Annotated in this window: 12 protein-coding genes; 4 read left to right on the forward strand and 8 right to left on the reverse strand. The window is 76.7% G+C overall.

The genetic code is table 11. The features are described from left to right. Positions 1-129 precede the first annotated feature (129 nt). A complete protein-coding gene (locus tag KJP73_RS19550; protein WP_213283318.1) occupies positions 130-621 on the forward strand; it encodes a winged helix-turn-helix domain-containing protein in 492 nt (163 codons plus the stop codon). 128 nt (positions 622-749) lie between these two features. Next, positions 750-1,820 (forward strand): YihY/virulence factor BrkB family protein, encoded by a 1,071-nt coding sequence (locus KJP73_RS13150; protein WP_213283319.1) that lies wholly within the window; start codon positions 750-752, stop codon positions 1,818-1,820. An 85-nt stretch (positions 1,821-1,905) separates the two neighbouring features. On the opposite strand, the gene KJP73_RS13155 is transcribed toward KJP73_RS13150, so the two are convergent. From KJP73_RS13155 to KJP73_RS13165, 3 genes are all read right to left on the reverse strand, one after another. Further along, on the reverse strand, positions 1,906-3,543 hold the full coding sequence (locus KJP73_RS13155) for a peroxidase family protein (protein ID WP_213283320.1): 1,638 nt from the start codon (positions 3,541-3,543) through the stop codon (positions 1,906-1,908). A 227-nt stretch (positions 3,544-3,770) separates the two neighbouring features. Then, the gene (locus KJP73_RS13160; RefSeq protein ID WP_213283321.1) at positions 3,771-4,892 is read right to left on the reverse strand and encodes a M15 family metallopeptidase; all 1,122 of its coding nucleotides are present in this window, start codon (positions 4,890-4,892) and stop codon (positions 3,771-3,773) included. Positions 4,893-5,087: 195 nt separating this feature from the next. After that, the gene (locus tag KJP73_RS13165; RefSeq protein WP_213283322.1) at positions 5,088-6,299 is read right to left on the reverse strand and encodes a hypothetical protein; all 1,212 of its coding nucleotides are present in this window, start codon (positions 6,297-6,299) and stop codon (positions 5,088-5,090) included. Between the two features lie 209 nt (positions 6,300-6,508). On the opposite strand from KJP73_RS13165, the gene KJP73_RS13170 reads away from it, so the two are divergent. Beyond that, complete coding sequence (locus KJP73_RS13170) at positions 6,509-6,964, forward strand: universal stress protein (protein WP_213283323.1); 456 nt, start codon at positions 6,509-6,511, stop codon at positions 6,962-6,964. Between the two features lie 3 nt (positions 6,965-6,967). Here the strand turns inward: KJP73_RS13170 and KJP73_RS13175 are convergent, their stop codons facing one another. Genes KJP73_RS13175 through KJP73_RS13185 form a run of 3 tightly spaced genes read right to left on the reverse strand, consistent with a single transcriptional unit; the run spans position 6,968 to position 9,274 of the window. After that, positions 6,968-8,644: a RecQ family ATP-dependent DNA helicase gene (locus KJP73_RS13175; protein WP_213283324.1), complete on the reverse strand. Its 1,677-nt coding sequence runs from the start codon at positions 8,642-8,644 to the stop codon at positions 6,968-6,970. Positions 8,645-8,651: 7 nt separating this feature from the next. Further along, positions 8,652-8,888, reverse strand: coding sequence for a hypothetical protein (locus KJP73_RS13180; RefSeq protein WP_213283325.1), 237 nt, complete (start codon positions 8,886-8,888; stop codon positions 8,652-8,654). A 38-nt stretch (positions 8,889-8,926) separates the two neighbouring features. Next, positions 8,927-9,274 carry a hypothetical protein gene (locus KJP73_RS13185; RefSeq protein ID WP_213283326.1) on the reverse strand — a complete coding sequence of 116 codons (348 nt, stop codon included), beginning with the start codon at positions 9,272-9,274 and terminating at the stop codon, positions 8,927-8,929. Between the two features lie 144 nt (positions 9,275-9,418). On the opposite strand from KJP73_RS13185, the gene KJP73_RS13190 reads away from it, so the two are divergent. Continuing rightward, on the forward strand, positions 9,419-10,261 hold the full coding sequence (locus KJP73_RS13190; protein WP_213283327.1) for a glycoside hydrolase family 16 protein: 843 nt from the start codon (positions 9,419-9,421) through the stop codon (positions 10,259-10,261). A gap of 6 nt (positions 10,262-10,267) precedes the next feature. Here the strand turns inward: KJP73_RS13190 and KJP73_RS13195 are convergent, their stop codons facing one another. Continuing rightward, on the reverse strand, positions 10,268-11,071 hold the full coding sequence (locus KJP73_RS13195) for an SDR family NAD(P)-dependent oxidoreductase (protein WP_213283328.1): 804 nt from the start codon (positions 11,069-11,071) through the stop codon (positions 10,268-10,270). 111 nt (positions 11,072-11,182) lie between these two features. Then, positions 11,183-13,273 (reverse strand): DNA/RNA non-specific endonuclease, encoded by a 2,091-nt coding sequence (locus KJP73_RS13200; RefSeq protein ID WP_213283329.1) that lies wholly within the window; start codon positions 13,271-13,273, stop codon positions 11,183-11,185. Positions 13,274-13,512: the final 239 nt, after the last annotated feature.

Raw genomic sequence — 13,512 nt, forward strand, 5'->3', positions numbered from 1 at the left:
ACATCGAGAGGCCGGTCACCATCAGGTGACCGGCCTTTCTGCTCCCCAGAACGCATTTCCGCCGCCTCGACCGCCATTCCGAGGTCGGCCCCAGGGTGTGAGGTCGTCATATCGGCACGAGGTCGTCCGGTGGACCTGACGACCTCGTGCACGACTGACGACCTCGCCGCGCGAACGCTCGACCCCGCCGCGCGCCACCCCGCGGTGCGGCGCACGGCCCCCGCCCGCCCGCTGCGGTCCGCGCACCCGGCCGCGCCGCCGGTGCTGCCGACGCCCGTGGACCGCGGCTTCGAGGCTCTGCTCGCGTCGCTGCCCCTGACCCGCAGCGTGGTCGTCGACCTGCCCGGGCGCCGGCTGGTCGTCGACGGCGCGCCCGTCGACCTCACCCGCCAGGAGTTCGACCTGGTGGCCTACCTCGCGCGGTCCGCGGGCCGCGTCGTCACCCGCGACGAGCTGTTCGCCGCCGCGTGGCGCTCGCAGGACCTGTCCGCCGCCACGCGCACCATCGACGTCCACGTGCGGCGGGTCCGGGCGAAGTCGGGCCTCGACGGGCTGATCGCGACGGTGCGCGGCGTCGGGTACCGGCTGAACGCGCTGGACGGGCTCCGCGTCGAGGGCTGACGCCCCCCGTTCGTGTGGCGGGCTCGCCCCCGGCGGGCGACGCTGGGCGGGACAGGACCGGGGGCAGGACGCGCCCCCGCCCGGACGTCGCCGCCGCCCCGGCAGCGGCCGCACGCGCAGGAGGACACGTGGCGCACTCGCCCGACGACAGCACGCAGAAGGCGGCGACCGCTCCGGACCCGGACGACCCGCGCAAGCCCGACTCGCCCGACGACCTCACCAAGCGGTCGTGGAAGTACGTGCTGCGCACGACCATCCGCGAGTTCAACCACGACCAGTGCACGGACCTCGCCGCCGCGCTGACCTACTACGCCGTCCTCGCGCTCGCGCCGGCCCTGCTGGCCGTGGTGTCGGTGCTGGGCCTTGTCGGCAACGGGCAGCAGCTCGTCGAGGACCTGGTGCAGACCGTCGAGGACACCGGCCCCGAGGGCGCGGCGTCCACGATCGAGCCGATCCTGAACAACATCTCGAACTCGCCGGGTGCCGGGCTCGCGTTCTTCCTGTCGCTGGCGCTGGCCCTGTGGTCGGCGTCCGGCTACGTGGCCGCGTTCAGCCGCGGCATGAACCGCGTGTACGAGATCGACGAGGGCCGGCCGATCTGGAAGCTCCGGCCGGTGCTGCTCGTCGTCACGCTCGTGCTGGTGATCTTCGCCGTGCTGATCGTGGTCGCCGCGGTGGTGTCCGGCGGGATCGCGGAGTCCATCGGGTCCGCCATCGGGCTGAGCGACGTCGCGGTGACCGTCTGGAACATCGCGAAGTGGCCGGTCGTGCTGCTGCTCGTCGTGCTCGCCGTCGCGATCCTGTACTACTTCACGCCGAACGTCCGGCAGCCGAAGTTCCGCTGGATGAGCGTCGGGGCGCTCGTCGCCGTCCTGGTGTGGATCATCGCGTCCGTCGGGTTCGGGTTCTACGTCGCGAACTTCGGCAGCTACGGCAGCACCTACGGCTCGCTGGCCGGCGTGATCATCCTGCTGCTGTGGCTGTGGCTGTCCAACCTCGCGCTCCTGTTCGGCGCGGAGCTCGACGCGGAGATCGAGCGCGGCCGGCAGCTCCAGGGCGGCATCGAGGCCGAGCGGACCATCCAGCTGCCCCCGCGGGACACGCGCGCGAGCGACAAGAAGCGCGCCAAGGCCGAGGAGGACGTGAAGCGGGGACGCGCGATCCGGGAGTCGAACAGCAAGCGGCGCCCGCCCCGCTGACCCCGCACGGCACCACGCAGCACGCAGGACCGCCGGTCCGGGGAGTCGTCCCGGGGCCGGCGGTCCTGCGTCGTGCGGGCGGTCGTCAGCTCGGCGGCATCACGCCCGCGACCTCCAGCATGTCCGGCAGGCTGGCGATGGTGCGGGCGCCCGGCCCGGTGCCGAGCGTCGGGACCGCCGCCGCGCCCCACGCCGGCACGCTCGACAGGAACGAGTCCTGGTCGTGGGCGATCAGCCCGATGAGCGTCTCGGCGACCAGCCGGCTGCCGACCGGACCGAGCGAGCTGCCACCCGTGAGCACCTCCGCCTCCTTGAGGACGTAGTACCAGAGCGGCGTCCGGCCCGAGAGCTGCGGGCTCGTGAGCGCGCTGCGCACGCCCGCGGGGGTGTTCCGCAGCAGCTCGGCGCGCGAGAGGGGCCGGATCGCGAGCGCGCGGGCGACGGCCTCCCCCGTCGGCAGGCTCAGCAGGTAGCCGCGCAGCAGGTTCCGCTTGGCCAGGTGCTCCTGGATGCCCGCGAGGTCCCGCGGCTCGTTGCGCATCACCGACAGGTCGTCGGCGAGCTGCGTGTCGATCGCGCGGGCGAAGTGCCGGGCGTCCGGGTCGGCCTTGTCGACGAACCGGTCCCACTCGATCGCCCAGTTCATCGGGAGCCCGGTCGCCCCGCCGATGAACCCGCCGCGGCCGGTGAACTGGAAGAGCTGCTCCAGGCTCGCCCGCGGCGCGACGAACCCCGGGTCGCCGAAGTTCCGGTTGTAGTCGTAGGAGTTCCGGATCTGCGAGTGCCCGAACCGGAAGGCCGCCACCGAGAACTCCAGCGGCATCGCCTCGGGACGGCCCGCCGGGAACCGCGACAGGTACAGGCCGGGGTGCGCGGACAGCACCCAGTCGACCGTGCCCGGGACGGTGACCGTCCGCAGGTAGTCGTGGACGATCAGCCACTGGTGGGTGTGCCGGGTGAAGCGCTGGGCCCGCGCCAGCAGGTCGCGCTTCGACAGCGTGGGCTCCGCCAGCTGGATCGCGTGCGCGACGGCGTTGTGGAAGCGCAGGTACGCGAGGTGCAGCTGCGCGACGACGAGGTTCTCGTCGTTGCGGGAGTCGCCGATCCGGGCGGGGAACTCGTCGCGTCCGGTCGCACGGTTCGTGACCCGCCGGCGGCCGGGCAGGTCGCGCTCGTCCGGGTCCTCCGCGCACGGCACCGGCTGGCCCGGCGCGGGCGACGTGAGGGTGCCGAGGCGCAGGAACGCCCCGTCGTAGAACGCGGCGGACTTCGCCCCCTTGGGGCCGTCGCCGTACAGCGAGTCGAGGTTGAGGTACGGCTGGCGGGCGTTGCCGAGCTTCGCGCGCACGGTGTCCGGGTCCACCGGCTGGAGCCCCGGCTCCGCGACGGCGGGCTGCTGCATGCTCACGTCCGAGGAGTCCTCGAGCGTGAGGTCGTGGTCGATGAACTGCCCCCAGTACGTGTAGACCGCGGGGATCGAGGACGGCGGCGCCGCGCTCGCGACGGGCTCGGCCATCGCGCCGCCGAGCCGCCGCAGCAACGCGATCACCTGGGGCGCGTCGACCGCCGGCAGGTGGCTGTCCGCGTCACCCACGAGGTCCGGGAACAGGTAGTCGAACTCGGACGCGTGGGCCTGGCGCTCCAGGACCTCGCCGTGGCTGACGTTCTCGATCACCCGCCCGGCGACGGCGGGCGCGGCGGCATCGGTCTGCGTGGCGTTCATGGGACTCCCCCTGGGCGGTGCGGTTCACCGGGTTGCTGTCCCGTGCCGCGGCGCGGCGACGGGCGGGGGCGGTCCGGGTGGCTCGTCTCGGCGAGGGACCCGGGCTGCGGACGCCGGCGCGGGCGGGGTCGGCGATGACGTCCGCGGGGGCCGGTCAGGGGTCCATCACACCACCGGCGGCACGCGGGCGTAAAGGTCGCCGGGCGGGTCCGCACGGTCCGCGCCGGTCAGGGTGCCGGGGACCGTTGCGCGCCCAGCGCCGTCCCGGCGAACTCCCAGTGCCACGGCTCGTGCGGCCCGGGACCGCCCGGCCCCATGCCCGCGGGGTGGATCCAGCCGTACGCGGGACCGTGCTCGACCATCCAGAGGTACAGCGGGGTGTCGAACTGCCCGACCGCCCCGAAGCCGCTGAAGTCGACGGCGACGCCCCAGCCGTGGTGCGACGTGCCCGGGGACGCGGCGAGGAACCCCTTGGCACCCTTGAGCGCGACCTGCTCGGGGAACGACCGGTACGTGCTCCCCACCGGCAGGTCGGTCCCGTGGTCGGCGCGGAACTCCTCGTTGAGCGCGACGAGCGCGTCCACGGCGTCGCACCGGAGCAGCGCGCCGGCGGCGAACGGCACCGGGCACAGCACCGCCGGGTCGACCGTGCCGTCGGCGCGCAGCGGCCCGGACGTGACCTGGTCGGAGCGCCCGGAGCGGACCGGGGCCAGCAGCGCGTCGCCGTCGACGAGCCCGCCGCCCCCGGGCAGCTCCGCGACGGCGGCGACCGCCTCGGACGTCACGCGCTCCAGCCGGGCGAGCCCCGCCTCGTCGAGCACCGAGGACGCGGTGGTCGGCTGCGGGGCGGTGCGCTCGACCTCCAGGGTCAGGCGGAACACGGCGGCCGACGCGCGCTCGAGCTCGCGCAGCCCCGCGACGCGGTCCCCGAGCGCACCGGTCCCGGGGGCGAGCGCGTCGTTCGCGGTGTGCAGGCGCGTCACGGCGTCGTCGAGCTCGACCAGGGCCGGCACGGGCTCCGGGGCGATGCGCAGCGCCTCCACGCCGGACGCCGCGCCCAGGGCGGCCCGCGCCACCGCGAGCTGCTCGGCCGTCAGCTGCTCGGCCTGCGCGCGCGCCCGCAGCTCCAGGCGCCGGCTCTCCGCGTCCGCCGGGTCGGCGGCGGCGGACGGGGCGACGGCCGCGGTGCGCTGGTCGGGCGGCGTCCACGCGATCCCCGCGGCGAGCACCGCGGCCAGCCCGACCAGGCCCGCGCCACGCACCGTGCGGCGGGCCGCTGCCGCGACGGGTCCCAGCCGGGCCCGGCCGCGTCGCCGGTGGCGGCGACGCCGGGACGGCGGCAGACCCATCACGGCCGCTCCTCCACGAGGCTGCGGGTCGCTGGTCCCGCGCGGGCGCGGCCGCCGGGGTACCAGCCCCGCGACGCCACGACCAGGCCCGCGTCCCGACCCGGTACCGCCACGGGCGCCCCACGTCGCGGGGCGTGCCGTCCTGCCAGAGTAGGAAGCCCCCTGAGGGGTGTCAACGCGAGAAGGTGACCTGCGTCACAGCGCGTCGAGGTGCGTCTCGGCCGCGCGGAGCCGCGACTCGGCCCGCTCCGCGGCGCGGGCGGCCGCCGTCCGCGCCGAGCGGGCGTGCCGGACCTCCAGGCCGGTCTCCCGCGCCTCCTGCTCCGCGACGGCGAGCTCGTCCCGCAGGCGCGCGATCTCCTGCTGGGTGCGCTCCACCAGGTCGGCGAGCTCCGCCTGCCGCGCCTCCGCGTCCTTCAGGCGCCGGTCGGCCGCGTCCCGGGCCTCGCGCTGCTCCTGCGCGTCCTGCCGCGCGAGCGCGACGTCCTCCTCGGCGCTGCGGCGGGCGGCCTCGCGGCGGCGCTCGCGCTCGGCGGCCTGCGCGGCCTCGCGGGCGCGCCGCTGCTCGGCCTCGCGGGCGCGCCGGTCCTCCGCCTCGCGCGCGCGCCGGTCTCCGGCCGTCCCGGTCCCGGCCCGGCCCTTCGCGCTGCGCTCCCGCGGTGAGGCCGGCGCGGCCTCCTGGTCCCCGGTGCCCGACTCGGCGGTCCGCACCCGGCCCCGGGCCCGCGCGGGCGGCACCTCCTGCACGGGCCGGTCCGGCTCGTCCACCGTGATGAGCCGGCCCCGGCGGCGTCCCGGCCGGCCCGCCTGGTCGTCCGGCGCGGCGTCCGGCCGCTCCCGCTCGGCCGGGACCGCGCGCATCGGCGTCCGGCGGGCCGGCGCGCCCGCGAGCGGCGGCGCATCCGGGACGGCCACGGCACCGTCGACGTCGACCGGCTCGAACCCGGAGGAGAACAGGTCCCGCACGAGCAGCCCCGTGGCGACCGCCGCGGCCGCGTCCGGGTCGCCCATGGCCGCCCGCAGCGTCGCCTCCACCTGGCCGCGGGCCGCCGCACCCACGGTGCCGCCGGCATCCGCCAGCAGGTCGACCGCGACCTGCACGACCTCGGTCATCATCCGCTGCTGCTCCGCGTGCAGGGCGCGCAGGTCGGTGCCCGAGAGTGCCGCCTGGGCCTCCCGCAGCCGCACGCCGAGGTCGAGCAGGCGCCCGACGTCCTCCGGACGCTCCCGCACCAGCAGGTTCACGGCCGCGGCGGCCGCGCTCGGCTTGCGCAGCGCACCGACGGCCGTCGCCACCGCCTTGTCACCGGAGGCCCGCGCGGCCCGCACGGCGGCGGTGCGAGCCGCGGTGAACTCCGCCGGCGCGACGCCGTAGAGCCCGGCCGCCACCTCGGTCACGTCCGCCACCGGCCCTCCTCCCGTCGACCTCGGCCGTCGCGTCCGTCGCGTCCGTCCCGCCCGTCGCGTCCCGGTGACACCATGCCGCACCGCGGACCACCGCGTCCCGCCAGCCGGGAACCACGCCCGCCCCCGGGGCCGGCGGCGATAGCGTCGGGGCACCTGCCGGCCGTGCGAGCCCCGCCGGCCGGGCACAGCGCGAGAGGGACGGTGGACCGGTGCCGGACGGGTTCGAGACCGGGCACGACGGGGGGACCGCCGTGGTCGTGGGCGTCGACGGCTCCGAGACCTCGCTGCGCGCCGCGGCCTACGCGGTCGGCGTGTGCCGTCGGCAGGGCAGCCGCCTGGTCGTCGTCTACGCGCGCGAGCCGGGCGGCGGCATCGCGCAGCTGATGGACACCACCGGCAGCAGCAGCGCCGCCGCGCTCCGGCTGCAGGACGAGGTCGAGCGGATGCTGCGGCAGTCCCAGACCCTCGCGGAGGCCGAGGGCATCCGCTCCGAGCTGCAGGTCCGGACCGGCGACCCCTACCAGGTGCTGTCCGCCGTCGCGCGGGAGGTGCGGGCGGACTGCGTGGTGGTGGGGTCGTCGGCGAGCATCGGCCACCGGATCGCGGGGTCGCTCGCCGTGCGGCTGGTGCGCAACGCCCGGTGGCCCGTCACGGTCGTCCCCTGACCCTCACGCCGACGCCTCGCGCAGCAGGCCCGACTCCCACGCCACCGCGGTGTCCAGCGTGACGTAGCCGCGCTCGGCGAAGAACACCGTCACCCGGTCCTCCTCCACCACCGAGACCTGGCCCGGCCCCCACTCCGCGTGCTCGACGGCCTGGCCGGGGCGCAGGGGCGCGTCCTGGACCTCCACCGAGGTGCCGGCGTCACAGCTGTCGCAGGCCCCGCAGGGTCGCGGGTGCTTCTCCCCCAGCAGCTCCAGCAGCAGCCGGCGCCGGCAGTCGGTGGTGTCGGCGTAGGTGCGCACCACCTCGACGCGGGACCGCTCCACCGCCTGCCGCTCCTCCTGGCGTGCGGCGGCCTCCCGCGCGGCCTGCCGCGCCGTGACGCCGGTCGGGACGAGCCGCCCGTCCTCGCGGCGCACGGCGCCCACGTCGAGCAGCACGCCGAGCGCCCGGGACACCGTGCGGGCCGCGAGCCCGGTCGCCGCGACGAGCCCCTGCAGGTCGGCGCCGTCCGCGTCGCCGTCACCGGATCCCGCCCCCGCCGACCCGGCCCCGGCCACGCCGTCGAGCACCGCGCCGAGCGTCGCCTGCCGCGGCACCCCGCCGGAGCGCAGGTACTGGTTGAGGCCGAAGTCGTCGGGGCGGGACACGAGCACGGCGCGCGCCGGCTCCCCGTCGCGGCCGGCGCGCCCGACCTCCTGGTAGTACGCGTCGAGCGACGTCGGCGGCCCGGCGTGCACGACGAACCGGACGTCGGCCCGGTCCACCCCCATGCCGAACGCGCTGGTCGCCACCACGAGGTCCTGCTCGCCGTCGAGGAACGCCCGCTCCACCCGGGCCCGCTCCCGGGCGGGCAGCCCCGCGTGGTAGCCGAGCGCGGGCCGGCCGGCCGCCACGAGGGACGCCGTCAGCTCCTCCACGTGGGTGCGCGTCCGCGCGTAGACGAGGCCCGCGCCCTCGAGCTCGGCGACGATGCCCACGACGCGGTCGTCCCGCTCGCGCGGCGTCGAGGCGTGGTGCGCGCCCAGCCAGATGTTCGGCCGGTCCGCGTCGTGCACCAGCACGCGGGGCTCGACCATGCCGAGCCGCTCGACGACCTCCTGCCGCACCTGCGGCGACGCCGTCGCGGTCAGCGCCAGGACCCGCGGCTGCCCGAGGCGCTGCACGGTCCCGGCCACGTGGACGTAGTCGGGCCGGAAGTCGTGCCCCCACTCGCTCACGCAGTGCGCCTCGTCCACGACCACCAGGCCGACGTCCGCGGCGTCGAGCGCCTCCACCACCGGGCGGCGCACCAGCTGCTCGGGGCCGAGCACCAGCACGTCCAGGTCCCCGCGCGCCGCCCGCTCGAGGGCCTCGCGCTGCGCCCGCGCGCCGCGGGCGGAGCTCACCGCCTCCGCGTGCAGACCGGCCTCCCGCAGGCCCGCCACCTGGTCGCGCTGCAGCGCCAGGAGCGGCGAGACGACGACGGTCAGACGCCCGCTGAGAAGAGTCGCGATCGCGTAGACCGCGGTCTTGCCGGCGCCCGAGCGCGCGACGAGCAGCGTGTCGCGGTCGCGGAGCCCGTCGAGCGCGTCGCGCTGCGCCTCCCGGAGCCGGTGGCCGTCGCCGAGGACGCGGCGCACCGCGTCGTCCAGCCCGGCGACCTCGGGCGAGCCGTGCGGGGCCGTGTGCCGGTCCGTCACCTGCGCCTCAGCGCTCCGGCCGGTGCAGGGCGAGGAAGAACGCCATCCCGCTGGACGCCACGCCCAGCAGGAAGAACGTGATCGACGCGTCGTCGACGCCCACGCCCATCAGCCAGAAGCCGGCGAGCAGCAGCAGCATGCAGAAGACGAACAGCGCGACGCGCGCCGGCGCGGGGCGGTCGGGCTGCTCCTGCGAGGCGCGGGTGCGCTCGTACCGCTCGTCCGCGGTCTCGGTCTCGGTCACGTCGGTCCTCCGGTCGTCGGGGTGCTCGGGCTCGGTGCTCAGCGCGGCTGGGCGGGGTTGGTCGGGGTCCCGTGGGACGGCGGGTTCACCGGCGGGCCCTGCGTCTGCGGCGACACGGTGCCGCCCGCGGACGGTGCCGGGGCGGTCTCCGCGGCGGGCGCGGTCGCGTCGCCGCCGGACGGGCGCTGCCCCTCGGCGAGGTCGAGCAGCCGGTGGTCGAGGATCTGGATGACGGCCACGCGGTTGGCGTGCGCCTCCTCGTAGCGGCGCAGCACGTCGATCTCCTCGGCCTCCAGGCTCCGGATCCGGTGCCCCAGCGACCCGATCGGCAGGTGGTCGTAGTCGGGCACGGGCAGGTCCTGACGGCTCACGTCGTCGGCGGTCATGGGCGTCCTCCCGGGTCGGCTCGCGCGGGCGGCGGTGGCCGCCCGACCACCGACGCTAGGCCGGGCCCGCAGGCGCTGCCACCGGAGCAGGGCACCCGCCTCTAGCATCGGGGGCACCCGTCCGACGACCCCGGGAGAGGCGCCGTGACCCCCGCCCCGCACCCTGCCCCGCAGCCCGGTCCGCAGCCCGGGCCGCACACCGGCCGGCACCCCGGCCCGCCCGGGCCCACCCAGGTCGACGAGCGGTTCGCCTCCCCCGTCGAGGACCGCGGCTGGACGGCCGCCTACCTGCCGGCGTGGAGCTCGCGCGCCGCGGCCGCCGCCCACGCGCGCACCGGCCCGGGCGGGCTGACGCTCGCGATCCCGCCGGACCACCCGGTGTGGTGCCCCGGCACCCACACGCCGCCGCTGCGGGTCTCGGCGGTGCAGAGCGGCAGCTGGTCCGGCCCGGTCGGCAGCACGCAGGGGCAGCAGCCGTTCCGGGAGGGGCTCGTGGTGCGCGAGGAGCAGCCCGCCCGCTGGGCCTACACGCCCTGGCACGGGCGCGTCGAGGTCACCTGCCGGGCGGTCGTCGGCCCGGGGTCGATGTTCTCCGCGTGGCTGGTCGGGGTCGAGGACGTCCCCGAGCGCAGCGGGGAGATCTGCCTGGTGGAGGTGTTCGGGGACCAGCTCGGCACCGACGAGGACGGCGCCGCGACGGCCGCGCTCGGCTCGGGCGTGCACCCGTTCCGGGACCCGGCGCTGCACGAGGACTTCGCCGCGCCGCGCACGCGGGTCGACGTGTCCGCGTGGCACACCTACGCGGTCGACTGGCGGCCCGGCTCGGTGACGTTCGAGGTGGACGGGGCGGTCACCCGCACACTCGCGCAGGCACCCGACTACCCCATGCAGCTCATGCTCGGTGTGTTCGACTTCCCGGAGCAGCCGCACACCGGCGGGCCCGCGGTCCCCGAGCTCGTCGTCGCCCGGGTCCGCGGCACCGCCTGAGCGACCTCAGCCCTCGTCGTTGGTCGGCTTCGTGAAGCCCGCGTGCATCGCGGCCTTCGCCTTGTCCGGGAGCACCGCGGCCGCCGCGGACTGCAGCCGGGCCTTCATCGACCGGACCTCGACCTTGTCGTCGCCCTTCATCATCGCCTCGAACCCCTGGTCGGCGACGTCGGCCGGGTCGTCCTTCGGGCCCTTCCCGACCGGCGTGTCCTCCATGCCGGCGCGCTCGAAGAACCGGGTGTCCGTGGGTCCGGGCAGCAGCGTCGTCACCGTCACCCCGGTGCCGTCGAGCTCGTGCCGGAGGGCCTCGGCGAACGACTGCACGAACGACTTCGACGCGGCGTAGGTGGCGTAGTACGGGCCCGGCATCAGGGACGCGGTCGACGACGTGAACAGCACCCGGCCGGCGCCGCGCTCGACCATGGCCGGCAGCAGCGCCTTCGCCATCCGGACGTTGCCCGCGACGTTGAGCGCGATGACGCGCAGGTCCCCCTCCAGCGGCGTCTCGACGAACCGGCCGCCCTGGCCCGTGCCGGCGTTCAGCGCGAGCGCGTCCACCGGTCGGCCCGTCGCCGCCACCGCCTCGACCAGCTCGGCGACGCCCTCGGCGGTCGACAGGTCGGCCCGCACCGCGCGCACGGCCGCCCCCGACGCGGCCAGGGCGTCCGCGGCGACGGTGATCTGCGGCTCCTCGGCGACCACGACCAGGTCGAAGCCCTCCTGGGTGAACCGGCGCGCGAGCTCCAGCCCGATGCCGCTCGACGCCCCGGTCACGACGGCCAGCGGGCGCGGCGCGATCTCCTCGGTCATGGGTGTGCCTCCGTGCGTGGGTGTCCGTGGGTGCGGGCCTGCGTGCCGGACCCGCCTCTCGGACGCTAGGCCGGGGCCAGGGGGGCCGCCACCGCTGGCCGGCGCGGCGGGTCAGGCGCCCAGCACGATGTCCGCGTAGGAGCGCAGCGCGTGCGCCGCGACGGTCGCCTCCTGCGAGCCGAGCGGGTCCGCCGCCGCGTACGCGCCGAGGTCCAGGCCGGTCAGCGCCGCGATCGTCGCCACGCGCACCTGGAACGTCCGGTACGCGCCGAACGCCGCCTCGGTGAGCACGCTCGGCAGGAACGAGTCCTGCCCCAGCACGTACCCGGTGACCACGAGCCGGTCCCGGTCGTCCACCACCGCGACCACCTTGAAGAACTGCCGGGGCAGCAGCGTCCCGCGGTACGGCGGGTCGTCCGGGGCCAGCACCGGACCGCTCACCACGCTCACCCGCAGCCGGTCGCGCCGCGCGGTGCCGAGGACGTACTCCTCCAGGCCCAGCCACAGCGTCGAGCCCGCGTTGAACGCGTGGTGCTGCGGCGCGGAGTTCGTGTAGTGGAACGTGTCGTCGTTCGCCGCCCGGGCCAGCGGCCCCCACGCCGGGTCCAGGCGCCGGACCAGGTGCCCGCGGTCCAGGTGGTTGTCCGCGTACACGTCGGCACCGGTCTGCTCGGAGCGCGGCAGGCGCGGGTCGAGGATCCAGCGGTCGTCGCTGCGGGGCTGCGCGTCGGTGGCGCCGCCGTCGATGTTCACCGCGGTGAGCAGCGCCAGGCGGCGCACGCGGTGCATGACGACGCTGAAGTGGTGGTACCGCAGCTCGGCGGAGGCCACGGCGGCGTTCGACCCCGCCCTGGGCAGCGGTAGCGGCACACCCAGGAACGCCGGGTCGTACCCGCCGCGGGTCGAGTAGTCCGGGTCGATCGCCAGGGCCTCGACGGCCGGTCCCGGCGGCACGACGCCGTCCTGCGCCGGGGGGTCCACGCGTACCACCGGCGGCGCCGTGGGCGCGGCGTCGCCGAGGGCGAGGGAGACCGTGAGCCGCAGGGGGATCTCGACCGTGACGGGCGCCGGCGCGGGCGCGGGCGCGGTCGGGGATGCCGCGGCCGGCTCCGCGGTCGGCTGCGGCGCCGTCTCCGTCCCGGTGGTCGGGCGCCCGCCGTGCGGCGACGGGGCGGTGCCCAGCGCCTCCACCCGCGCCCGGCGCTCGCCGTCGAGGCCCGCCTCCCGCAGGTGGCGCAGGATGCGGCTGATCCGGATGCCCTCGTTGAGGTACCCCGGCGACTCCCCCGCCGTCCCGCTGGGGACGCTCGCGTGGTGCAGCGCGATGACCTCCCACTGGTCGTTGAACACCGGCGACCCGGACGACCCGGGCTCCGTGTCGGTCAGGTAGTGCAGGACCTGCTCGGGGATGTCGACGAGCTTGTTCTCCCGCAGGACGACCTCCTTCTCGCGCCCGCGGGGGTGCTGCACGATCGTCACGGACTCCCCCACGACCACCGTGCCCTGCGCGTCGGTCAGCCGGCACCAGCCGAACGGGGCCGTCGACTCCGGGGCGCCCGCGACCTCCACGAGCGCGAAGTCCAGGGTCTCGTCGGCGACGAAGAACCGGTCGGGGGCCAGGGGCAGCTCGACGACGGGCAGCAGGCTGCCGCCGAGCGACCGCTGGAAGTCGAGCTCCACGACGCTCGCCGCGGCGACCTCGGCGGACGGCAGCACGTGGTGGTTCGTCAGGAGCAGGTGCGCCGACACGAGGAACCCGGTGCCGTACCCCGCGACCCGGCCGTCAGGACCCCGGATGACGACCCGGCCCACGGTGCGCTGCGCGACGTGCCCGCCCTCCAGGTACCGGACGGCCAGGAAGTCGGGCTGGTTGATGACGCGCTCCAGCAGCACCTCGGGCGCCTGCGGCAGGGAGAGCCGGGCCGCGGCGTCCGCGACCAGCGCGGCCGGCGGCGCGTCCGACGGCACCGAGTCGGGGTCGCGCCCCGTGAGGAACCGGCTGACCCGGTTCAGCCGGCGCGCGACCCGCAGGGGGTCGTTGACCGCGGCGATGTCGTCGCCGTCGAGCCCGCCCATCGCGGGCGCGCGCTCGGCCACCCGGTCCCGCGCCCGGCCGGCGGCGAGCTCCTGCTGCCGCTGCTCGCGCTCGCGCAGCTGCTCGGCCAGCGCCGAGGTCGACCCCGGTGCGGCGACGGTGACCATCCCGCTGCCCCCTCGCGTCGCACGGGCGGACCGGGGCGGCCCGGCGGGGGCCGGGCCGCGTGGTCGGACGGGGCGAGCGCCGTTGCTCGAGGGTCCCGTCCGACGGGTGTGACGCTGGACACGTCCGACGCTAGCAGCGGCACGCCACCGGGCACCAGGCCCGGGGGCCGGGCACCGTCGGCGGCCCTTGACGGCACCCGGGCCCGGTGCTGCACTCGGAGCAACCGCTGGACGACGGA

The sequence above is a fragment of the Cellulomonas hominis genome (genome assembly GCF_901521055.1).
GTDB classification, from domain to species: domain Bacteria; phylum Actinomycetota; class Actinomycetes; order Actinomycetales; family Cellulomonadaceae; genus Cellulomonas; species Cellulomonas endometrii.